Annotated in this window: 26 protein-coding genes; 10 read left to right on the top strand and 16 right to left on the bottom strand. The window is 70.1% G+C overall.

The window, feature by feature from the left end:
- Positions 1-4: 4 nt before the first annotated feature.
- A complete protein-coding gene (locus tag EER30_RS39640) occupies positions 5-577 on the bottom strand; it encodes a YdcF family protein (protein WP_240670593.1) in 573 nt (190 codons plus the stop codon).
- On the bottom strand, positions 559-1,662 hold the full coding sequence (locus EER30_RS39635) for an MBL fold metallo-hydrolase (RefSeq protein WP_127506765.1): 1,104 nt from the start codon (positions 1,660-1,662) through the stop codon (positions 559-561). Before EER30_RS39635 ends, EER30_RS39640 begins: the two co-directional genes overlap by 19 nt.
- A 67-nt stretch (positions 1,663-1,729) precedes the next feature.
- On the opposite strand from EER30_RS39635, the gene EER30_RS39630 reads away from it, so the two are divergent.
- Positions 1,730-2,308 (top strand): LURP-one-related family protein, encoded by a 579-nt coding sequence (locus EER30_RS39630; protein ID WP_127506763.1) that lies wholly within the window; start codon positions 1,730-1,732, stop codon positions 2,306-2,308.
- A 10-nt stretch (positions 2,309-2,318) separates the two neighbouring features.
- On the top strand, positions 2,319-3,764 hold the full coding sequence (locus EER30_RS39625; RefSeq protein ID WP_127506761.1) for a deoxyguanosinetriphosphate triphosphohydrolase family protein: 1,446 nt from the start codon (positions 2,319-2,321) through the stop codon (positions 3,762-3,764).
- Between the two features lie 52 nt (positions 3,765-3,816).
- On the opposite strand, the gene EER30_RS39620 is transcribed toward EER30_RS39625, so the two are convergent.
- A complete protein-coding gene (locus EER30_RS39620; protein WP_127506759.1) occupies positions 3,817-4,323 on the bottom strand; it encodes an LPXTG cell wall anchor domain-containing protein in 507 nt (168 codons plus the stop codon).
- Between the two features lie 94 nt (positions 4,324-4,417).
- Positions 4,418-4,879, bottom strand: a complete 462-nt coding sequence (locus tag EER30_RS39615; RefSeq protein ID WP_127506758.1) for a hypothetical protein — start codon at positions 4,877-4,879, stop codon at positions 4,418-4,420.
- Positions 4,880-4,943: 64 nt separating this feature from the next.
- Between EER30_RS39615 and msrB the strand changes: the two genes are divergently transcribed.
- The 3 genes from msrB (at position 4,944) to ligD (ending at position 6,685) form a co-directional block, all read left to right on the top strand.
- The gene (gene msrB, locus EER30_RS39610; protein ID WP_127506756.1) at positions 4,944-5,354 is read left to right on the top strand and encodes a peptide-methionine (R)-S-oxide reductase MsrB; all 411 of its coding nucleotides are present in this window, start codon (positions 4,944-4,946) and stop codon (positions 5,352-5,354) included.
- 87 nt (positions 5,355-5,441) lie between these two features.
- Entirely contained in the window at positions 5,442-5,636 is a 195-nt protein-coding gene (locus EER30_RS39605) for a hypothetical protein (protein WP_127506754.1), read from the top strand.
- A 26-nt stretch (positions 5,637-5,662) separates the two neighbouring features.
- Positions 5,663-6,685, top strand: a complete 1,023-nt coding sequence (gene ligD, locus EER30_RS39600; RefSeq protein WP_127506752.1) for a non-homologous end-joining DNA ligase — start codon at positions 5,663-5,665, stop codon at positions 6,683-6,685.
- Between the two features lie 86 nt (positions 6,686-6,771).
- Here the strand turns inward: ligD and EER30_RS39595 are convergent, their stop codons facing one another.
- Complete coding sequence (locus tag EER30_RS39595) at positions 6,772-7,233, bottom strand: GNAT family N-acetyltransferase (protein WP_127506750.1); 462 nt, start codon at positions 7,231-7,233, stop codon at positions 6,772-6,774.
- Between the two features lie 68 nt (positions 7,234-7,301).
- Between EER30_RS39595 and EER30_RS39590 the strand changes: the two genes are divergently transcribed.
- Complete coding sequence (locus tag EER30_RS39590) at positions 7,302-7,760, top strand: potassium channel family protein (protein WP_127506748.1); 459 nt, start codon at positions 7,302-7,304, stop codon at positions 7,758-7,760.
- Here EER30_RS39590 and EER30_RS39585 read toward each other — a convergent pair.
- Both EER30_RS39585 and EER30_RS39580 read right to left on the bottom strand, forming a co-directional pair.
- The gene (locus EER30_RS39585; protein ID WP_127506746.1) at positions 7,711-9,270 is read right to left on the bottom strand and encodes an alpha/beta hydrolase; all 1,560 of its coding nucleotides are present in this window, start codon (positions 9,268-9,270) and stop codon (positions 7,711-7,713) included. The two genes, EER30_RS39590 and EER30_RS39585, sit on opposite strands and share 50 nt — an antisense overlap.
- Before the next feature lie 66 nt (positions 9,271-9,336).
- Positions 9,337-10,404 (bottom strand): ATP-dependent DNA ligase, encoded by a 1,068-nt coding sequence (locus EER30_RS39580; protein WP_127506744.1) that lies wholly within the window; start codon positions 10,402-10,404, stop codon positions 9,337-9,339.
- Between the two features lie 93 nt (positions 10,405-10,497).
- On the opposite strand from EER30_RS39580, the gene EER30_RS39575 reads away from it, so the two are divergent.
- Genes EER30_RS39575 through EER30_RS39565 form a run of 3 tightly spaced genes read left to right on the top strand, consistent with a single transcriptional unit; the run spans position 10,498 to position 12,191 of the window.
- Positions 10,498-11,055, top strand: coding sequence for a hypothetical protein (locus EER30_RS39575; RefSeq protein WP_127506742.1), 558 nt, complete (start codon positions 10,498-10,500; stop codon positions 11,053-11,055).
- A 9-nt stretch (positions 11,056-11,064) separates the two neighbouring features.
- Positions 11,065-11,787 carry a HipA family kinase gene (locus tag EER30_RS39570; protein WP_127506740.1) on the top strand — a complete coding sequence of 241 codons (723 nt, stop codon included), beginning with the start codon at positions 11,065-11,067 and terminating at the stop codon, positions 11,785-11,787.
- Positions 11,784-12,191, top strand: a complete 408-nt coding sequence (locus tag EER30_RS39565; protein ID WP_127506738.1) for a DUF3037 domain-containing protein — start codon at positions 11,784-11,786, stop codon at positions 12,189-12,191. The genes EER30_RS39570 and EER30_RS39565 overlap by 4 nt, the downstream gene beginning before the upstream one ends.
- On the opposite strand, the gene EER30_RS39560 is transcribed toward EER30_RS39565, so the two are convergent.
- The 6 genes from EER30_RS39560 to EER30_RS39535 form a co-directional block, all read right to left on the bottom strand.
- A complete protein-coding gene (locus tag EER30_RS39560; RefSeq protein ID WP_127506736.1) occupies positions 12,145-13,146 on the bottom strand; it encodes a glycosyltransferase family 2 protein in 1,002 nt (333 codons plus the stop codon). The genes EER30_RS39565 and EER30_RS39560 overlap by 47 nt on opposite strands.
- A 25-nt stretch (positions 13,147-13,171) precedes the next feature.
- Complete coding sequence (locus tag EER30_RS39555; RefSeq protein ID WP_127506734.1) at positions 13,172-13,666, bottom strand: dihydrofolate reductase; 495 nt, start codon at positions 13,664-13,666, stop codon at positions 13,172-13,174.
- A complete protein-coding gene (locus tag EER30_RS39550) occupies positions 13,663-14,463 on the bottom strand; it encodes a thymidylate synthase (protein WP_127506732.1) in 801 nt (266 codons plus the stop codon). The genes EER30_RS39555 and EER30_RS39550 overlap by 4 nt, the downstream gene beginning before the upstream one ends.
- A gap of 151 nt (positions 14,464-14,614) precedes the next feature.
- Positions 14,615-14,872 (bottom strand): type 1 glutamine amidotransferase family protein, encoded by a 258-nt coding sequence (locus EER30_RS39545; protein WP_127506730.1) that lies wholly within the window; start codon positions 14,870-14,872, stop codon positions 14,615-14,617.
- Between the two features lie 29 nt (positions 14,873-14,901).
- A complete protein-coding gene (wrbA, locus tag EER30_RS39540) occupies positions 14,902-15,510 on the bottom strand; it encodes an NAD(P)H:quinone oxidoreductase (RefSeq protein WP_205650623.1) in 609 nt (202 codons plus the stop codon).
- 85 nt (positions 15,511-15,595) lie between these two features.
- The gene (locus EER30_RS39535; RefSeq protein WP_127506726.1) at positions 15,596-15,871 is read right to left on the bottom strand and encodes an isoamylase early set domain-containing protein; all 276 of its coding nucleotides are present in this window, start codon (positions 15,869-15,871) and stop codon (positions 15,596-15,598) included.
- A gap of 81 nt (positions 15,872-15,952) precedes the next feature.
- On the opposite strand from EER30_RS39535, the gene EER30_RS39530 reads away from it, so the two are divergent.
- Positions 15,953-16,402, top strand: coding sequence for a GNAT family N-acetyltransferase (locus EER30_RS39530; RefSeq protein ID WP_127506724.1), 450 nt, complete (start codon positions 15,953-15,955; stop codon positions 16,400-16,402).
- On the opposite strand, the gene hemQ is transcribed toward EER30_RS39530, so the two are convergent.
- From hemQ to hemE, 3 genes are read right to left on the bottom strand one after another with little or no spacing between them, the layout of a single operon-like run.
- A complete protein-coding gene (hemQ, locus tag EER30_RS39525; RefSeq protein ID WP_127506722.1) occupies positions 16,386-17,132 on the bottom strand; it encodes a hydrogen peroxide-dependent heme synthase in 747 nt (248 codons plus the stop codon). The two genes, EER30_RS39530 and hemQ, sit on opposite strands and share 17 nt — an antisense overlap.
- Positions 17,133-17,155: 23 nt before the next feature.
- Entirely contained in the window at positions 17,156-18,592 is a 1,437-nt protein-coding gene (gene hemG / locus EER30_RS39520; protein ID WP_127506720.1) for a protoporphyrinogen oxidase, read from the bottom strand.
- Between the two features lie 59 nt (positions 18,593-18,651).
- Positions 18,652-19,689: a uroporphyrinogen decarboxylase gene (hemE, locus tag EER30_RS39515; protein WP_240670592.1), complete on the bottom strand. Its 1,038-nt coding sequence runs from the start codon at positions 19,687-19,689 to the stop codon at positions 18,652-18,654.
- Positions 19,690-19,705: the final 16 nt, after the last annotated feature.

Raw genomic sequence — 19,705 nt, 5'->3', positions numbered from 1 at the left:
CCTGCTATACCCCGCGTCGCAACATCGTTACCACGCGACGCTCCCGCCTCAGCAGCGTCGCCGGATCACGGGCGCCGAGGAAGGCCAGCCGGGACGCGGCCCTCACGGCGTACTCGGAGAGGCGGACCGGACCACCCGCCGGCACATCGAGCAGCGCCTCGCTTCTCAGGCCGAGAACCTTGCCGGCGAGGTAGCGGGCCCGCGGCAGATGCCAGCGATGCGTGACCAGCCCGAGCGGCCGCGACGGGGTGAAGACGAGCCCGTCGAGCAACCCGTCCGCCGCGACGTGCAGGAAGTTCTCGAGCGTGCTGCGCGAGCGGCTTTCGATCCGCAGATCGGCGTCGAGCCCCAGGTCGAGAGCCGCGCGGCGCATCAGGTCGGCCTCACGGCAGCCGTGCGGCGGTTCGGGCGCGCCGGTCCGGACCTGCTCCCAGCCACCGGTGAAGACGACCCGGCCGGTCGGGGCGTAGTCGACGGCGGCTCGCACCCGGGCCAGGCTCCCCGCCGAGAGCGCGGGGCCCGGGGTCAGGCCGTTGCCGAGGACCAGGAGCGCGGCCGCTACGCGATCTGCTGCCACCAGCCGTCCACCGCGGGCGGGTTGTCGACGTCGACGCGCTCGCCCGGGCGCGGGACGGCCAGGCGTACGTCTCGGGCCTTGGCCTCGCGCCACGTGCGGTCGGCCGGCTCGGACCAGTCGTGCAGGGCCAGGTTGAACGTCGCCCAGTGGACCGGGATCATCAGGCCGCCGCGCACGTCGACGTGGGTGGCGACGCCGTCCTCGGGGAACATGTGGATGTCGGGCCAGGCCTCGTTGTAGGCGCCGATCTGCACCAGCGTCACGTCGAACGGTCCGTGTTCCTGGCCCACCTCGGCGAAGCCCGGGAAGTAGCCGGTGTCGCCGGAGTAGAAGACCTTGCGGCCCGGCCCGTTGATCACCCAACTGGTCCAGAGCGTGCCGTCGCGGCCGAACCCGCGCCCGCTGAAGTGCCGCGCGGCGGTGGAGATGAACTCGAGGCCGCCGATGCGGTGGGTGTCGTTCCAGTCCATCTCGACGATGCGGGTCGCCGGGACGCCCCAGCGTTCGAGGTGGGCGCCCACGCCCAGCGGCACCAGGAACGGCGCGGCCTGCAGGTCGACCAGGTTCTGGATGGTCTCCATGTCGAGGTGGTCGTAGTGGTCGTGGGAGATCAGCACGGCGTCGAGCGGGGGCAGGTCGCGCAGGGCGACCGGCGGCTCGTGCAGGCGGCGCGGGCCGGACAGCCGCGACGGTGAGCAGCGCTCGCTCCAGACCGGGTCGAGCAGCACCCGCCGGCCCTCGATCTCGATCATCGCGGAGGAGTGCCCGTACCACGTGACGTGCAGCCCGTCGGCCGGTGCGCCCGGGTCGGGAGTGATCACCGGGATCGGCAGACGCGGGTGGCGGCGCTCGCGGTCGCGCAGCGTCTCGGCGAAGATCTTCGGCATCGACGAGGCCGCGAGCATGGTGGCCGGGACGCTGTTGTGGAACTTGCCGTCTGCGAACTGGGGCGACGCCAGCATGCGCTCGAGCCGCTCGCCCTTGGCCCGGGCGCCCATCTGGCGCGGGATGTCCCGCGCGGCCCAGACCGCCACCGCCCCGAGGGCCAGCGCGATCAATGATCCGGTACGTCCTCGCTTCGCCATTCGACCAGTCTGACGGCCCGGACAGGGGTCCCGCCACCGGTTGCCAGGTGTGACACACTCCATCGCCGTGACTGTCGATGTTCTTCAAACCCAGCAGCAGCTCATCGTGCGTCAGCGCGTGCGGCTCATGGTCAACCAATACGAGATCCACGCCGTCGCCCCCGACGGCAGCGAGGCCGAGCTCCTCGCCTTCGCTCAGCAGAAGCGGATGGCGTTCAAGGAGCAGGTCACGCTCTACACCGACGACCAGAAGACCACCCCCGTGCTGGGCTTCAAGGCCCGCCAGGTGATCGACCTGGGCGCCACCTACGACGTCACCGACGCCGCCGGCGCCCCGATCGGGCTGTTCCGCAAGAACTTCAAGGAGTCGCTGATCCGCTCCACCTGGCACCTGGAGCAGCCCGGCTTCGGCGAGATGATCGGCCGCGAGACCAACGTGTGGGTGGCCGTGCTGCGCCGCTTCGTCGAGTCGCTGTCGTGGCTGCCCTACCACTTCGACTTCGTGATGGACGAGCGTCCGGTGTTCTCCGTGGTGAAGAAGTGGGGCCTGCGCGACCGTTACGTCGTGACCATCCACGACCCGCGCGTCGACCGCCGCCTGGTCGCCGCCATGTCCGTCGCGCTGGACGCCCTGCAGGCCCGGTAGCCTTTCCGGGATGGAAGATCCCCGGGCTCAGCGCCTTTTCGGCGATCGGCTGGTCGCCCCCGGCGACCTCGCCACCAGCCCGTTCCGCGTCGACCGCGATCGCATCGTGGCGTCGCCGTTCTTCGCCCGGCTCGCCGGCGTCACCCAGGTGATCAGTCCTGGGGGCGCCGGCCTGCTGGTGCACAACCGCATGACCCACAGCCTCAAGGTCGCCCAGGTGGCCCGGGCCATCGCCGAGCGCGTCGACCACGGCCTGGCCGACAAGCTGGGCGGCTGCGACCCCGACGTGGTCGAGGCGGCCGCCCTCGCCCACGACCTGGGTCATCCGCCCTTCGGCCACCTGGGCGAACGCGTGCTCGACCGGGTCGCCCGCCAGCGGTTGAAGCTGCGCGACGGCTTCGAGGGCAACGCCCAGTCCTATCGCATCGTGACCAGCACCGAGATTCGCGGCCAGCACACGATCGGGCTCAACCTGACCAACGCCGTGCGGGCCGCGATCCTGAAATACCCGTGGACCCGGCGCGACCCGCAGCGCTTCATGGACCCGGCACCGCGCGGCGCCGCCCCGCCGCCCGACGACCCCGAGGGTGGTTCGCTGAAGTTCGGGGCCTATTCGACCGAAGCGGCCGACATGCACGCCGCCCGCGCGCCGTTCGCCGGGCGGGTCGCCGACTGGCAGCAGACCGTCGAGGCCTCGGTCATGGACACGGCCGACGACATCGCGTACGCGATCCACGATCTGGAGGACGTGCACCGGGTCGGCGTGCTGCAGCAGGGCGCGGTGGCCACCGAGCTGATGGCGTGGCAGCGCTGGGGCCCGTCGACCGATCTGACCCGGGCGGGCGGCGCGATCGAGTCGCTGCGCCGGCAGCTGCACCGCAAGGACGGCTGGATGGCCGACGACGACGCGTTCGCCGCCGCGGTCGAGCTGGTGCGGGCCGAACTGGTCGACGGCCTGCTGGCCCGGCCGTTCGACGGCTCGCTCGAGGCCGAGGCCCAGGTCGCGGCGTTCGCGGCGACGTGGACGCGGCGCCTGGTCGAGTCGGTCGAGACGATCGCCGACCCGGCCGTGCGCTCGGGCCACGTGCAGCTCGCTCAGGCCCAGTGGCACGAGGTGCAGGTGCTCAAGTTCGTGCAGAACCGGTTCGTGCTGGCCCGCCCCGACCTGGCGCTGCACCAGCGCGGCCAGGGCCGGCTGGTCGCCTCGCTGGTCGAGGCGCTGATCGCCTGGCTGGTCGACCCCGACGAGGAGGAGCGCATTCCGAGCCGGCTGCGCGACCTGGTCGAGCTGGCCGAGGCCGAGCTGCCCGACGGCACGCCCGAGCGCCTCGACCGGGCCCGCGGCCGTGCGGTGGTCGACTTCGTGGCCGGGCTGACCGACAACCAGGCGGTCGGGCTGATGCAGGCCCTGTCGGGCAAGTCACGCCAGCTCTGGACCGACGCGTTCGTTCTCTGACACACGAAATGGCCGCCCCTTGTGGGGGCGGCCATTGTCACGTGCGCTGAGGTCAGGCGCCGCGGCGGCGACGCGTGTACCAGACCGACGCCGCGCCGGCCGCGACCAGCAGGCCGCCGGCCGTCATGACGGCGGTCATCGGCGAACCGGTCACCGGCAGCGTCGCGTCCTTGACGCCCGGAGCCGTCGTGGCCGGAGCCGTGCCCGGGGTGGTCGTCGGGACGGTGGCGACGCTGACCGACGGGGCCGGCGTGGACGGCGCGTAGCCGGGGTTCCCCCGGGTCGGCGTGTCGGTGTCCGGCGACTCACCGGCCGGGGTCGGGGTGCCGTAGCCACCCTGTCCGCGGGTCGGGGCCTCGTCGTCCGTGGTGGTGACCGGCTCGGTGGCGTCCGGCTCGGTGGCGTCCGGCGTTCCGTATCCGGTCGCGGCGACGACCGGGCGCGCGGCCTGGTCGACGGTGGCCTCCGTGGCCAGCGCCGGGGAGACGCCCAGCGCGAGAGCGGCGGTGAAGCCGGCGACGGGCAGCCCGACGGCGACAATCCGGCGAATTGAGCTCATGAGGAGTTATCCATTCCTGTTCCGGTGTTCCAGGTCAGGAAGGGAGCTTAGCGGCAAATGCCCGATTTACCCGTTAAGCGGCGTCGGCGGGTCATCATCCCGGAAGACCACCGAAACGGTGACTACGCCACAGATGGGACAAAGTGAACATTTTCCCCTCGAACTTCGGGTCAACTGCGAAGAGTTCACCGCTGTACGGGGCCTGGAGCTGCACACTCGCCCCCGAGTCGAGATAAACGGACACCACCGTCCGCCCGCCACGCCGCTCCGCCCGCAGGTCGACGACCTCATCCCAAGGAGCGACGACCGAGCCCGTACGAATGCCGCGCGCGCTGATCTGCGTCCCGGTCACCCGCCCCACGAGCAACCCGAGGACCGCTCCCGCCACCGGCAGCCCCACAGTCGCCGCCAGCCACAGCTCACCGGGCGGTTCGAACGCGCCGGCCAGGGCCAGCAGCGCGGTGAGAAGCAACACCCCGATCGCGGCGATCCCACCGAGATAGAGCCCGTGCGCGAATGCCTGCTGCCAGGTCGGCCGGAAAGATGCATGGTCCATGCCCCGGTTCAACGGACCGCCGGCAAGACCCGGACGCACGCGCCGTGCGACGTACCTTTAATGCATGGCAACGAACGAGACCACCCTGCCCACCACCGAGCAAGAGTGGCGGGTCCGCCTCTCCCCCGACGAGTTCCGGGTGCTGCGCCAGGCCGGCACCGAAGCGCCCTGGTCCGGCGAGTACGTCGACACGAAGACCGAGGGCATGTACGAGTGCCGTGCCTGCGGCGCCGCCCTCTACCCGAGCGACTACAAGTTCGACTCGCACTGCGGCTGGCCGTCCTTCGACGACGCCATCCCCGGCGCCGTCAAAGAGATCGACGACTACGCCCACGGCATGGTCCGCACCGAGATCCGCTGCGCCCGCTGCGACTCCCACCTCGGCCACGTCTTTCGCGGCGAACACATGACGGCGAAGAACACCCGCCACTGCGTCAACAGCCTCTCGATCAAGCTCGACCCGAAGACGGCCTGACCCGAAAGTCTCACCGGCACCGCCCAAGCGGGTGCCGGTGAGCGTTTCCGAGTGCGTTCAGCACCCGAGCGGCCTACCGTCGGCCCTATGGACTACCAGGTATCGGTCAACTGTGAACAGCTCGCCGAGTGGTACATGCGGATCAAAGGCCTCGCCGACGCCCACCACGGCCAGCCCACCGCCGACCGTCTGAAAGCACTGGCCGACGAGATCTACGCCCAGGTCCCCTCGGAATGGTGGGCGACCCAGCCCCAGCCGCTCGACAATCGCGTCCGCAAATAGATCCCCGCCGGGCTTATGGTCGTCCCATGCCCAAGCCCGCAGCGGAAGAGATCGAGATCGCCGGCCACCAGGTGCGCCTGACCAGCCCCGACAAGGTGATGTTCCCCGAGCGGGGCTACACCAAGCGGGACGTCTTCGACTACTACCTGTCCGTCGGCGACGGCATCATGCGCGCACTCCATGACCGCCCGACGACGCTGCAACGCTTCCCCGACGGCATCGAGGGCGAGGCGTTCTACCAGAAGCGCATCCCCACCCGAGGCGTCCCCGACTGGGTGCAGACGGCGACGATCAAGTTCCCCAGCATGCGTACGGCGGAGGAACTGTGCCCGGCCGATCTGGCCCACGTGGCGTGGGCAGCGCAGATGGGCACGGTGGTTTTCCACCCGTGGCCGGTGCGCGGTGGCGCGCCCGACAACCCGGACGAACTGCGCATCGACCTGGACCCCCAGCCGAAGAACTCGTTCACGGACGTGACGACCACGGCGGCGGTGCTGCACGAGGTGCTGGACGATCTGGGATGGGTGGGCTTCCCCAAGACCTCGGGCGGGCGAGGAGCCCACGTGTACGTCCGCATCGAGCCACGCTGGGACTTCATCCAGGTGCGCCGGGCGGCGATAGCCTTAGCCCGCGAGGCCGAACGCCGGCGCCCCGACCTGATCACCACAGCCTGGTGGAAGGAAGAACGAGGCGAACGCGTCTTCCTCGACTTCAACCAGATGGCCCGGGACCGCACAATCACTTGCGCCTACTCGCTGCGCGCGAACGCCCGGGCAACCGCCTCGGCCCCGGTCACCTGGGCGGAACTGCCGGACGTGGAGCCGGACGACTTCGATCTGCGCACGCTGCCGAAGCGCTTCGCCGAGATCGGCGACCCGCATGCCGCCATCGACGACGTGGCCCATGATCTGACGCCGCTGCTGGAGTGGGTCGAGCGCGACGAGAAGGCCGGCCAAGGCGATATGCCGTATCCGCCTGATCATCCAAAGATGCCTGGGGAGCCTAAGCGGGTGCAGCCGTCCAAAGACCGTGACCGGAAGAGGGACTGAGGCTCGATCACCCTGGGACGGGGTTGGCCGGGGGGCGGGGGCAGCGCCCCTGCGGTCTGAAGCCCCAAAGGTCAAAGCTCCGAGGATCAGAGCTCCAACTTCATCCCCTCATGAGAAGCGACAAACCCGAGCCCCGCATAAAACCGATGCGCATCAACCCGCCGCTTGTCCGTAGTGAGCTGCACGAGTCGACACCCCCGCTCCCGGGCCCGCCCCACAGCGAACTCCATCAGACGACGCCCAAGGCCGGCCCCACGCCGATCTCCCCGAACCCGAACAGCCTCGATGGTCATCCGCCGCGAGCCACCCCGGCTCAGCCCTGGGATGAACGTCAGCTGGCACGTCCCCACGACCTCCCCGGAGTCGACCGCGACGATCAGCTCGTTGTTCAGGTCAGCCGAGATCTCCTCGAACGCCGCCCAGATTCCCGCGTCCACCTCTTCCTCGACCGGCACTGACCCGAACCCCCGGGCACGTGAAACGTCGTCGTCGGCGAGCAGGCGCAGGATGGAGGGCACATCGGCCCGGGATGCGAGACGGAATTCCATCGCGGCAGTCTAATTTTCTGCCCGGGAAGCCCTACGCCCGGCGGCTCGGTCCGGGCACGATGACCGCCATGAACGTGCTGCTCTGGCCGGTGCGCCGGCTCTACCGCGGGGTCGTCTGGTTGGCGAACTCGCCGCGCACGCTGATTCTGTCGTACGCCATCCTGATCGCGGTCTGTGGCGTGCTTTACCACTACTTCGAGAAGACGGCCTCGATCGGCGATTCCATCTGGTGGGCCGTCGTCACCGCGTCGACCGTCGGCTATGGCGACATCTCGCCGAAGACGGTGGAGGCGCGGGTCATCGCGGGCGTCCTCATCTCGATCATGGTGTTGCTGGTGATTCCGTTGATCACGGCGCACTTCGCCAGCAAGCTGATCGTCGACACCGATGCCTTCCGGCACGAGGAGCAGGAGGAATTGAAGCAGAACCTGCGCCGGGTGCGCCTGATTCTGGAGACCCTCGCCGAACGGGACGGCCTCACTTTGCCGGACAGCGCAAACCGGCCTGCGGCACCTTCAGATCGATGAGGTAGTCGTCGACCGCGTTCACGATGCAGGGGGTGCTCGGGTAGGCCGTGTGGCCCTCGCCCTCCCAGGTCAGCACGTGGCCGACGCCCAGCATCGAGGCGAGGTCGGCGGTGTTCTCGTAGGGGGTGGCGGGGTCGCCGGTCGTGCCGACGACGACGATCGGCGGGGCGTTCTTGGCCGGGCCGGCCGGGTAGGGGTCGCGGGCGCCGGGCCAGACCGAGCACGAGATCATGCCGACCGCGAGCGCGCCGCCGAACAGCGGGTATTTCTTGCGCCACTCGCCCTGCAGGCGGCGGATCTCGTCGATCGACGGGGTGTCTTGGCTGTCGGCGCAGTTGACGGCGAGGTTGGCGTCGAAGAGGTTGCTGTAGGTGCCGTCGGGTTTGCGCTCGGCGTATTGGTCGGCCAGCGTGAAGATGCCCTTGGCGTTGCCCTGCTTGAGCTCGGCGATCGCGTCGGCCAGCTTGGCCCAGCCCGACTCGGTGTAGAGCGACGAGATGACGCCCACGAAGATCCAGCCGGGGGTGGCCGTGCGGCCGTCAATGCCGGGGACGGGCTTGGTGGCCGCGGCGGTCAGCGCGTCGGTCACGGCCTTGCGCGCGTCGGGCGCGATCGGGCACTTGTCGGGAGTCTGCTTGCACCAGTTAGTGAAGTTGGTGAACGCGCGCTCGAAGCCCTTGGCCTGGGTCTCGGAGCCCTCGATGAAGCTCTGCTTCGGGTCGACCGCGCCGTCGAGCACCAGGGCCCGTACGTTCTGCGGGTAGAGCTGGGCGTAGGTCGCGCCGAGCAGCGTGCCGTAGGAGAAGCCGAGATAGGTCATCTTGGCGTCGCCGACGGCTTTGCGCAGCGCGTCCATGTCGTGGGCGGCCTGCTCGGTCGAGAAGAAGGGCAGCTGGGCGCCGTATTTCGCGCCGCAGTCGCTCGCGACCTTCTTGTTCAGGGTGACGAGCTTGTCGAACTCGGCAAGGCTGACCGGGTCGGGCGGGGCGCCGAAGCTCGCGTCCTGGTCGGTGGGGCTGATGCACTTGACCGGGTTGGAGCGGCCGACACCGCGCGGGTCGAAGCCGATGATGTCGAACTTGTTGGTGACCTCGGCCGGCAGACCGCCGAAGGCCTCGCCGAACGACAGGTAGACCGCGGTCTCGATGCCGGAGCCGCCGGGGCCGCCCGGGTTGAGCAGCAGCGACCCGATGCGCCCCTGCTGCTTGGCCGACCGGATGCGGATCATGGCGATCGAGTAGGTCTCGCCGCCGCCCGGCTTCTTCCAGTCACGCGGGACGCTGACGTCGGCACAGTCGTAGGTCATGCCGGCGGCGGCCTGGCCGACGAGCTGTTGCGGCACGTCGGGGCAGGGACGCCAGTCGGCGGTGCCCGGGCCGGGGGCCGCGGAGGCGCTCGCGCCGGGGGCCGCACCCGAGCCGTTCGGCGCGAACGTGGGCACCGTGCAACCTGCGGCGACCGCCACGATCAGGGCGAGCACGGCGATCACCGAGCGGGAGCGACGCTGCACGAGGCTGACCTTTCGACGGCGGGTTGCTGCCAAAGAGGCTATCCCGTCCGTCTGACAACCCGTCGGTCAGCGGCTGGTGAGCACCTCGGCCAGGTTGAAGCTGACCGGGCGTTCGAGCTGCTCATAGGTGCACGAGCGGGGTTCACGATCGGGCCGCCACCGTTCGAACTGGGCGGTGTGGCGGAACCGCAGACCCTCCATGTAGTCGTAGCGCACCTCGACGACCCGCTCGGGACGCAGCGGCGTGAACGACAGGTCTTTGCCGTTGTTCCAGCGGCTGACCTCGTTCTTGCGTGGGGTGCGCTCGCCCTGCATGTGAGCGGCCCAGTCCCACGGGTGCCCGTCGAAGCCGGTGACCAGCGGCTGCAGCTCGGCGAAGAGCTCTTCGCGCACGGCTAGCGGGAACGCCCCGATGACGCCGACCGAGACCAGCACGTCGCGCTCGTCGTAGAGGCCCAGCAGCAGTGACCCGATGCGGTTGTCGGCCGACTTGTGCACGCGATAGCCGGCGACCACGCAGTCGGCCGTGCGCTTGTGCTTGATCTTGCTCATGACCCGCTTGTCGGGCTGGTAGAGCAGCTCGCGGTCCTTGGCGATGAGCCCGTCGAGCCCCGCCCCCTCGAACTGGGCGAACCACCGTCGCGCGGTTTCGAGATCGTCGGTCGCCGGGGTGACGTACACGGGAGGCTTGGCGTCTTTGAGAACCTCGACGAGACGATCGCGGCGCTCGCCGAAGGGGCGCTCGGTCAGGTCTTCGTCGCCGATCGCCAGCAGGTCGAAGGCGACGAAGGCGGCCGGGGTCTGCTCGCTGAGCAGTTTGACGCGGCTGGCCGCGGGGTGGATGCGCTGCTGGAGCGCCTCGAAGTCGAGGGTGTTGCGCCCGGTGTCGGCCACGATGACCTCGCCGTCGATCACGGCCCGCTCGGGGAAGTTGGCCAGCACCGCCTCGACGACCTCGGGGAAGTAGCGGGTCATCGGTTTCTCGTTGCGGCTGCCGATCTCGACCTCGGCGCCGTCGCGAAAGACGATCGACCGGAAGCCGTCCCATTTGGGCTCGTAGACCTGGCCCGGCGGGATCTCGGCGACGGGCTTGGCCAGCATCGGCTTGACCGGCGGGTTGATCGGCAGCTCCATCGTCCCAGTCTGCCTCTCGGCCCCGCTTTCCGCTGGCCGTTTCGGACGCAACGGTGTAATCATGTAATCAACGTTGCACCGGGGAGGAAGATCATGCGTTTTCGTAATGCACCACCGACCGGCCGGGTCGAGCCGCCGAGCGCCGACGACGCCGCCGCCTGGATCGCCGGGGCCGTTCAGGACGGCTGGTTCACCGAGCGGCCCGAGGTCGTCGTCGACCGTGACGAGATCATCATTTGGGGCCGGGTCGCCGCGCCCGACCTGGGCGCCGACGCCACCGAGGCCGACCGGGCCGCCGCCCAGGCCGGCCGCGTCAACCAGTTCCGCGAGGACACCCGGCAGGACCGCATGCGGGTGGCCCGCCAGATCGAGCACCGCTATCAGCGCAAGGTCGCCTGGGGCGTGCGCTGCGGCGACACCAACGAGCTCTTCACCCACCTGGCCGCACCGGTCATGACCCGGTTGCGCCAGCCCGAGCGGCAGATCCTCGACACGCTGGTCGACGCCGGCGTGGCCCGTTCCCGCTCCGAGGCGCTGGCCTGGTGCGTCAAGCTCGTCGGCCAGAACACCGACGCGTGGCTGGCCGACCTGCGCAGCGCCATGACCCGGGTCGACGAACTCCGTAAGCAGGGGCCGAACAGCACCGATTAGGGTTGCGGGGTGCTACGAGAGGTCACCGCGATTCGTTACGTCACCCCGCTGCGTGAGGGTGGCTCGCTGCCCGGCGTGGTCGAGGCCGACGACCTCGGCACCTACGTGGTGAAATTCCGCGGCGCCGGGCAGGGCCCCCGAGCCCTGGTGGCCGAGGTGATCTCGGGCGAGCTGGGCCGCCGCCTCGGGCTGCCGGTCCCCGAGCTCACCGTCGTCCACCTCGACCCGATCGTCGCGCGCGCCGAGCCCGACGAAGAGGTTCAAGAGCTGATCAAGGCCAGCGCGGGCGCCAACCTGGGCATGGACTTCCTGCCCGGCGCGCTCGGCTACGACCCGGTCGTGCACCCGGTCGACCACGCCCTGGCCTCGCGCGTGATCGCCTTCGACGCCTTCGTCGAGAACGTCGACCGCAGCTGGCGCAACCCCAACCTGCTCATCTGGCACGGCGACCTCTGGCTGATCGACCACGGTGCGACGCTCTACTTCCATCACAATTGGCCACGGGCGTCGGCCGTCGTGCACCGTCCGTACAAGTGGGACGACCACGTTCTGAAGCCGTACGCGACAAAGCTCGCCACCGAGGGTCCCGCCCTGGCCGAGCGCCTGACGCCCGAACTGATCGAAGAGGTCGTCGCCCTGGTCCCCGACGAGTGGCTGGAGGACGGCGACCGCGAGGCGTACGTCGCCCATCTCTCCGCCCGTGCCGAGCGCCCGGAGGCGTGGCTGCCGTGAGAGTCCCCTACGAGTACGCCGTCATTCAAGCCGTTCCGCGCATCGAGCGCGGCGAGCTGATCAACGTGGGCGTGATCCTCTACTGCCAGCGGCTCGACTTCCTCGAGGCCCGCACCGAGCTGAACGAGGAACGCCTGCTGATGATCGACCCGGGCGCCGACGTCGAGGCGATCCGGGCCGCGCTCATGTCGTGGGGCGCCACCTGCGGCGGCGCGGGCGCGGCGGGCGACATCAGCCTGGGCGAACGGTTCCGCTGGCTGGTCGCGCCGCGCAGCACGGTGCTGCGGGCCGGACCGGTACACATGGGCCTGGCCGCCGACCCCGGGGCCGAGCTCGGCCGCCTGGTGACGCTGCTGGTCAGACCACCGGAAGCTCGGACTCCTCGCGCTCCGCAGCCTCGATAGGCGTGGTGTCGGTGTCGCTGTCGAACCCGACGAGGTAGGGCGGCCGGTGCTGCGTGGCCATGTAGATGCGGCCCACGTATTCGCCGAGCAGCCCCAGGCAGATGAGCTGCACCCCACCCAGCAGCAGCACCGCGATGTAGAGCGACGTCCAGCCGGGCACGACGCCGCCCGAGCCCCAGGCCACCAGCCCGGTGACGATCAGCCCCACGCAGATCAGGAAGCTGAGCAGGCCCAGCCAGGTGGCGATGCGCAGCGGCGCGGCCGAGAAGCCGGTCACGCTGTCGAAGGTCAGCCGGATCATGCGGCTCAGCGGGTATTTGGTCTCGCCGGCGACCCGTTCCTCGCGCACATAGGCGACCTCGGCGCTGGAGAAACCGAGCGACGGCACGACGAGCCGATAGACCGGACGCGGCTCGGGCAGGCTGTTGAGCACGTCGACGACGGCCCGCGACATCAGCCGGAAGTCGCCGGCCTGGTCGTTGACCCACGGGCCGACCATGCGCCGCATCGTCCAGTAGTAGAGGCCCGCGGTGTTGCGCTTGAACGACGAGTCGGTGCTGCGGTCGCTGCGCACGCCGTAGACGACGTCGACCTCGTCGGCGCGCGCCTTGGCCAGCATCTCGCCGATCGTCTCGGGCGGGTCCTGCAGGTCGGCGTCGATGCTGACGACGTAGTCGCCGCGGGCGGATTTCAGCCCGGCCCGCAGCGCGGTCTGGTGGCCGACGTTGCGGCGCAGCGACACCACGCGCAGGGCCGGCCAGTCGGCTCGCAACTGCAGCAGGCGCGCCACGGTCGCGTCGGTGCTGCCGTCGTCGACCGCCACGACCTCGTAGGTCTCGCCCAGCCCGTCGAGCACCGGCCGCAGGCGGGCGACGAAGTGGTCGACGGCCTCGCGCTCGTTGAACATCGGCGTCACCACCGACAACGTCAACGGGGACTCGAGACTCCGCGGCATGGCGCCCTCTCATGAAAAGCTCGCGTCAGGCGGGGTCGCTTCCTCCACCGCGAGTCAGATCCTCGGTGACGTAGCGCAATCCGCCCTGAGAAGTCTGCCAGCCGGTGGACGAGGTGACGACCCACTCGTCACCCAAAGCGGGTGCTCGAGTATCGCCCGAAATATCCAAGTCGATGCGCGTTCGGAGGATGTGCTCCGCTCGCGGGAGGAAAGAGTAGTAGATCGACTCTCCTCCTATGACCCAGACCTCACCACTCACGTCGATCTCGTCGACCGAGTGCGCGACCTCGGCCCCGGGCGCCGCCCACGACGGGTCGCGGGTCAGCACGACGTTGCGCCGGCCCGGCAGCGGGCGGAAGCGGGCGGGAAGCGAGTCCCAGGTCGCTCGGCCCATCACCACGGTCGCCCCGGTCGTACGCTGCCGGAACGTCGCCTGATCTTCCGGGAGACGCCACGGGATCTCGCCATTCGCGCCGACCACCCGGTCGCGGGCCTCGGCCCAGACCATGTGCAGCGTCATACGGCGACCGGGGCGCGCAGGGCCGGGTGGTGCTTGTAGTCGACGACCGTGAAGTCTTCGTATTTGTAGTCGAAGAGCGACGCGGCCGGGGCGAGCTCGAGCTGGGGGAACTCGTAGGCCTCGCGAGAGAGCTGCTCACGCACCTGGTCGACGTGATTGTTGTAGATGTGACAATCGCCACCGACCCAGATGAAGTCGCCCGGCAGCAGCCCGACCTGGTCGGCGACCATGCGGGTGAGCAGGGCATAGCTGGCCACGTTGAACGGCACACCCAGGAACAGGTCGGCGCTGCGCTGGTAGAGCTGGCAGGAGAGCCGGCCGTCGGCCACGTAGAACTGGAACATCGCGTGGCACGGCGCGAGCGCCATCTCGGGCAGCTCGGCCACGTTCCACGCCGAGACGATCATGCGGCGCGAGTCGGGGTCGCGGCGCAGCGTCTCGAGCACGCTGCTGATCTGGTCGACGTGCCCACCGTCGGGCGTGGGCCACGAGCGCCACTGCACGCCGTAGACCGGGCCGAGCTCACCGGACTCCGAGGCCCACTCGTCCCAGATCGTCACGCCCTGGTCGCGCAGCCATGCGACGTTGCTGTCGCCGCGCAGGAACCACAGCAACTCGACGGCGACCGACTTAAAGTGCACCCGCTTGGTCGTGATCAGCGGGAAGCCGGCCGACAGGTCGTAGCGCAGGCGCTCGCCGAACAGGCTGACCGTGCCGGTGCCGGTGCGGTCGCTCTTGGGGGTGCCGGTGGCCAGGACCCGGCGTAACAGGTCCTCGTACTGGGTGTCGACGGGCATGGCAGCCAAAATACCCGCCTCGCGGGCCGGACCGGCGCAGGTGTGGGCGCCAGTCGTGGCGCCCACACCCCACGTGCCCGGTGCGGCCGGCAACCGGGCTTCATCGTCACCCGCCCAGGTGGCCCGGGAATGACGATCAACGTGCAGCCTGTCAGCTCGCCCAGGATTCCGACATCTGAGGGATCTGCTGGTTGAGACCCTGCAGATCGTGTTGCTGTCCGGTGGTGACCGGCGAGCCGTTCGCCCCGGTCACGAAGCCGAGGTCGGCGCCCAGCTGGTGCCAGCGCTCGTAGAGCACCTGGTCCTGCAGGACGACCCGGACGTCCTGGTGAGCCGAACGCAGTTCCTCGACGGCCGCCTCGTAGCGGGCCACCCGCGTATGCAGGTCCAAAGTCTCGTACGTGGTCATGCGATCACGTTAGCGAAAGATGAGTAGTTTTATTCGCTTTTCAGCTTGCTCGCGATGCGAACGACCCGCTGCGCCAAGTGGTCCAGAGCGGCGTACTCGTTGTCGCCCAGCGGGGCGTCATTGTTCCCTCCGGTCACATGCGAGACGCCGTACGGGTTCCCGTCCGCGAACTTGAGCGGGTCGGTGTAACCGGGCGCCGCGATGATGCCGCCGAAGTGATGGATCGTGTTGTAGAGCGCCAGCAGCGTCGACTCCTGGCCGCCGTGCGCCGTCATCGTCGCCGTGAAGCCGGCGTAGACCTTGTCGGCGAGCAGCCCCTGCTGCCACTGCGGGCCGAGCGTGTCCAGGAACTGCTTGAGCTGGCTGGTCACGTTGCCGTAGCGGGTCGGCGAGCCGAAGAGCACGGCGTCGGCCCAGACCACGTCGTCCGCGGTCGCCCTCGGCTCGTTCTTCGTACGGTCGAAGTGCTGGCTCCACGCGGCGTTCGAGGCGATCGCCTCGGCCGGCGCCAGTTCGGTGACCTGACGAAGGCGCACCTCGGCGCCCGCTTTCTCGCCCGCCTCGGCCGCGCGTACGGCCATCTTGTGAACGGTGCCGGTGGACGAGTAGTAGATGACGGCCAGCTTGACCTGCGCCATGATGGTTCCCCCCTCGGATCGATGCTTGCCCAGTCAAGCAAGATCCCCCCGAGGTGGGGGCTGAAACGACGAGGTGGGCCTCGTCTCAGACCAGCAGTTCGCCACCATGTGGGCCGACCGCGTCGGCGTGGTCGTCGTCGAACCAGTGCCCGTCGCTGGCCAGATAGCGGAACTGGTAGTGACCCGCCGGCACGGTGACGCTGACCGTGCGGGTGCCGTCGCGGCGCGGCTTGAGTTCGTGCTTGCCCGGCTCCCAGCCGTTGAACGTGCCGACGACGCTCACCGGCCCGTTCGGCTGATCGGACGGCAGGCAGAAGGTCACCCGCGTCTTGTTGCCGAAGAGCTTGTTCCTCTTGATCATCAAGGCCTCCACAGCTCGGGCTTCCATCTCTATAACGGCAGCCCGCGATACGGGTGACGACGCGCCGAATACTCTTTCGGGATGCTTCCGGAACCCCACGACGAACTTCGCACGGCGTCCTTCCGCGGCCTTGACACAACTACCCTCTACGCGATTCTCAAACTGCGCGCCGACGTCTTCGTGGTCGAGCAGGAGTGCGCTTACGGCGACCTCGACGGACGCGACGACGAGCCCGGAACACGCCACCTGTGGTTCTCCCGCGACGGCGAGATCAGGGCATACGTACGCATCCTGGACGACGGCGACGTGCAACGGATCGGCCGTGTCGTGACCGCCCGCAGCGCGCGCGGCGCCGGGCTGGCCGGCCGCCTGATCGAGGAGGCCCTGGTCGTGATCGGGAACCGCCCGAGCGTTCTCGACGCCCAGGCGCATCTCGCGAAGTTTTACGCCAAATATGGATTCGTGCAGACGGGCCCGGAATTCCTCGAAGACGGCATTCCGCACATCCCCATGGCTAGGGCAGCGTCGTGACCAGCTCGCTCATCGAGCGACGGCGGCCCGTGTAGAACGGGACCTCCTCGCGCACGTGCCGCCGCGCCGTCGACGCCCGCAGGTCGCGCATCAGGTCGACGATGCGATAGAGCTCGTCCGCCTCGAAGGCCAGCATCCACTCGTAGTCACCCAGCGCGAACGACGCCACGGTGTTGGCGCGCACGTCGGGGTAGCCGCGGGCCATGCGACCGTGCTCGGCCAGCATGCCGCGGCGCTCCTCGTCGGGCAGCAGGTACCACTCGTAGGAGCGCACGAACGGGTAGACGCAGATGTACGGGCGCGCCTCCTCGCCGGCCAGGAAGGCGGGCAGGTGACTCTTGTTGAACTCAGCCGGCCGGTGCAGCGCCATCTGCGACCAGACCGGGGCCAGGTGACGGCCCAGGGCGGTGCGACGGAACAGCGAGTACGCCTCCTGGAGCGCGTCGGGCGAGCTTGAGTGCCACCAGATCATCAGGTCGGCGTCGGCCCGAAGACCCGAGACGTCGTACGTGCCCCGGATCGTCACGTCGGCTCGGCCTTCAGTCTGCTTTTGGGTGGTGGGCGGGGCGGTTGGATGGGCGGAGAGCTGCTCGAAGAGGCCGTCGACCTCACCGGCCAGCTCTTCGCGCAGCGCCGGCAGGGGCGACTCGGCCCGGAACACCGACCACATCGTGTACCGGATCGTCGCGTTCAGCTCGTTGATCCGCGCCGCGTTCGTCTGCTCGCTCATCTCGGCCCTTCCGTCCCCGCCGCTCACGCGGCCCAGCTCTTACCCAAGTCTTCGGCCGCTCGTTCGCCGCTCGCCACACAGGCCGGGATGCCGACCCCGTCGAAGGCCGCCCCGGCCAGCACCAGCCCCGGCGGCAACGCGGCCCGCGCGGTGGCGAGCCGGTCGAGGTGACCCGGCGCGTACTGCGGCAGGCCGCCGCCCCAGCGCTGCACCCAGGTGGCGACCGGGGGCGGCAGCTCACCGCCGAGCAACTCACCCAGCTCGCCTTGCGCCCGCTCGGTCAGCACCGCGTCGTCGAACTGGAGGCGTTCCTGTTCGCCGGCCCGGCCCAGCGACACGCGCACGATCACCGGGCTGCCCTCGGGGCGCGTCCACTTGCTGGTCACAAACGTGGCCGCCTTGACCAGTGTGCCCTCGCTCGGGGGCACCAGGAAGCCGCTCAGATCGGGCAGCGGCGTGCCAGGCGGCAGGGCGAGGGCGAGCAGCGCGACGCTCGCGTAGTCGAGCTCGCCGACGGCCTCGGCCGCGACCGGCGCGATCGTGGCGAGCAGCCGAGACGACGGTTTCGCGGGGACGGCCAGCACGACAGCGTCGACGTCGTCGGTCTGCGGAACCAGGTCGGCGCCCGCGGTGGCCCCGGCGTTGCGCACGGACGGGCCGGGCGGTGTCGCGGCCGGGCCCAGCAGCAGGCGCCAGCCGTGGGCGGTGCGGGCGATCTCGCGGACGGGCAGGCCCAGGCTGATGCGGGCGCCGCTGGCCGTGGCGGCCGCGCCGACCAGGCGGCTCAGACCGCCGTCGAGCGCGCCGAAGACCGGCCGGCCGGGCACCCGCCCGCTCGCCGCCTGCGCGGCCCGGACGGCCGCGACCAGCGTGTGCTCGACGCGGGCGGTGCGCGCGAGCTGGGGCATCGTCACGTCGAGGGAGAGCCGGTCGGCGCGGCCGGCGTAGACACCGCCCAGCATCGGGTCGACCAGGCGGTCGACGACCTCGTCGCCGTAGCGCTGGCGGACCAGCGCGCCGACCGCGACGTCGGTGCCCTCGGCCAGCAGCGGGCGGCCGTCGTCGACGTCGTGGCCGGGGTCGACGTGGGCGACGCCGCCCAGCTTCGAGAGGTCGCCGGGCACGCCGACGAGCGTGCCGGCCGGCATCGGGGCGAGCTGCCCGCCGAAGGCCAGGGCCGCGGGCACCTTGAGCGGGTGCACCAGGGCGCTTTCCAGGCCCAGCCGCTTGACCAGGGCGACGGCGGCCGACTCGGCACCGTCGCTGCCGGTCATGAGGAACGACTCGGCGCCGCGCTCGACGGTCACGCCGGCCAGCTCGCCGGTGCGCAGCTTGCCGCCGAGGGCGCCGCTCTGCTCGTACACAATGATCTCGGTGTCGGGCGGGGTCAGGTCACGCAGCCGCACGGCGGCCGCCAGCCCGGCGATGCCGCCGCCGATGACCGCAACCCGCTTCCGCACGCTTCAAGCCTTCCAGGTCGGGCGCCACCCCGTACGGCTGGGGTCGCTCGATGTGACGGTCAGCGCGCCGACACCTCGTGGACGTGGGCGACCAGGCGGGTCAGCACGTCAGGATCGGTCTCGGGCATCACGCCGTGGCCCAGGTTGAAGACGTGGCCGGGCGCGGCTTTGCCCTGCTCGAGCACCCGGTCGGTCTCGCGGCGCACGACGTCCCAGCCGGCGAACAGGATCGCCGGGTCGAGGTTGCCCTGCAACGCCTTGCCCGGGCCGACGATCTCGGTCGCGCGGTCGAGAGGCGTACGCCAGTCGACCCCGACCACGTCGGCGCCGGCCTCGCCCATCGCGTTGAGCAGCACGGCCGTGCCGACTCCGAAATGGATGCGCGGGACACCGGCGTCGGCCAGACCGGCCAGCACCCGGGCCGAGTGGGGCAGGACGTGCTCGCGGTAGTCGGCCTCGCTCAGGGCCCCGGCCCACGAGTCGAAGAGCTGGATCGCGCTCGCCCCGGCGTCGATCTGCGTGCGCAGGAAGGTCAGCGCGATGTCGGCAAGGCGGCTGAGCAGCGCGTTCCAGAGCTGCGGTTCGCCGTACATCATGGCCTTGGTCTTGAGGTAGGTGCGCGACGGGCCGCCCTCGATGAGGTAGCTGGCCAGCGTGAACGGAGCACCGGCGAAACCGATCAGCGGGGTGGCACCGAGCTCGCCGACCAGCAGGCGCACCGACTCGGCCACGAAATCGACGTCGGCCGCGGTGATCGCCCGCAGGCGATCGAGATCGGACGCGGTGCGGATCGGCTCGGCGACGACCGGGCCGGTGCCCGGGACGATGTCGAGATCGACACCGGCCGCCGCGATCGGCACCACGATGTCGCTGTACAGCACCGCGGCGTCGACGTGGTGACGCCGTACGGGCTGAAGTGTGATCTCGGTGACCAGGTCGGGACGGCGGCAGGAGTCGAGCATCGCGATGCCCTCGCGGATCTTGCGGTATTCGGGCAGCGACCGGCCCGCCTGCCGCATGAACCAGACCGGGGTGTGCGGCACGTCAAGGCCGCGGCATGCCCGCACGAAGGGCGAATCGCTCACAACGGAAGTCACCGCGCCATCGTGCCAC

It is taken from the genome of Actinoplanes solisilvae, from assembly GCF_003999975.1.
GTDB lineage: Bacteria > Actinomycetota > Actinomycetes > Mycobacteriales > Micromonosporaceae > Actinoplanes > Actinoplanes solisilvae.
Note: the sequence above shows the minus strand (reverse complement) of the source record. Positions and strands in the feature narration are given on the sequence as shown.

What these genes read in the sequence shown, in the direction of transcription:
- EER30_RS39635 (WP_127506765.1), bottom strand. Translation starts at nt 1,662, where the DNA reads ATGGCGAAGCGAGGACGTACCGGATCATTGATCGCGCTGGCCCTCGGG.
- EER30_RS39625 (WP_127506761.1), top strand. Translation starts at nt 2,319, where the DNA reads ATGGAAGATCCCCGGGCTCAGCGCCTTTTCGGCGATCGGCTGGTCGCC.
- EER30_RS39620 (WP_127506759.1), bottom strand. Translation starts at nt 4,323, where the DNA reads ATGAGCTCAATTCGCCGGATTGTCGCCGTCGGGCTGCCCGTCGCCGGC.
- EER30_RS39615 (WP_127506758.1), bottom strand. Translation starts at nt 4,879, where the DNA reads ATGGACCATGCATCTTTCCGGCCGACCTGGCAGCAGGCATTCGCGCAC.
- msrB (WP_127506756.1), top strand. Translation starts at nt 4,944, where the DNA reads ATGGCAACGAACGAGACCACCCTGCCCACCACCGAGCAAGAGTGGCGG.
- EER30_RS39605 (WP_127506754.1), top strand. Translation starts at nt 5,442, where the DNA reads ATGGACTACCAGGTATCGGTCAACTGTGAACAGCTCGCCGAGTGGTAC.
- ligD (WP_127506752.1), top strand. Translation starts at nt 5,663, where the DNA reads ATGCCCAAGCCCGCAGCGGAAGAGATCGAGATCGCCGGCCACCAGGTG.
- EER30_RS39595 (WP_127506750.1), bottom strand. Translation starts at nt 7,233, where the DNA reads ATGGAATTCCGTCTCGCATCCCGGGCCGATGTGCCCTCCATCCTGCGC.
- EER30_RS39590 (WP_127506748.1), top strand. Translation starts at nt 7,302, where the DNA reads ATGAACGTGCTGCTCTGGCCGGTGCGCCGGCTCTACCGCGGGGTCGTC.
- EER30_RS39580 (WP_127506744.1), bottom strand. Translation starts at nt 10,404, where the DNA reads ATGGAGCTGCCGATCAACCCGCCGGTCAAGCCGATGCTGGCCAAGCCC.
- EER30_RS39575 (WP_127506742.1), top strand. Translation starts at nt 10,498, where the DNA reads ATGCGTTTTCGTAATGCACCACCGACCGGCCGGGTCGAGCCGCCGAGC.
- EER30_RS39560 (WP_127506736.1), bottom strand. Translation starts at nt 13,146, where the DNA reads ATGCCGCGGAGTCTCGAGTCCCCGTTGACGTTGTCGGTGGTGACGCCG.
- EER30_RS39555 (WP_127506734.1), bottom strand. Translation starts at nt 13,666, where the DNA reads ATGACGCTGCACATGGTCTGGGCCGAGGCCCGCGACCGGGTGGTCGGC.
- EER30_RS39550 (WP_127506732.1), bottom strand. Translation starts at nt 14,463, where the DNA reads ATGCCCGTCGACACCCAGTACGAGGACCTGTTACGCCGGGTCCTGGCC.
- EER30_RS39545 (WP_127506730.1), bottom strand. Translation starts at nt 14,872, where the DNA reads ATGACCACGTACGAGACTTTGGACCTGCATACGCGGGTGGCCCGCTAC.
- wrbA (WP_205650623.1), bottom strand. Translation starts at nt 15,510, where the DNA reads ATGGCGCAGGTCAAGCTGGCCGTCATCTACTACTCGTCCACCGGCACC.
- EER30_RS39535 (WP_127506726.1), bottom strand. Translation starts at nt 15,871, where the DNA reads ATGATCAAGAGGAACAAGCTCTTCGGCAACAAGACGCGGGTGACCTTC.
- EER30_RS39530 (WP_127506724.1), top strand. Translation starts at nt 15,953, where the DNA reads ATGCTTCCGGAACCCCACGACGAACTTCGCACGGCGTCCTTCCGCGGC.
- hemQ (WP_127506722.1), bottom strand. Translation starts at nt 17,132, where the DNA reads ATGAGCGAGCAGACGAACGCGGCGCGGATCAACGAGCTGAACGCGACG.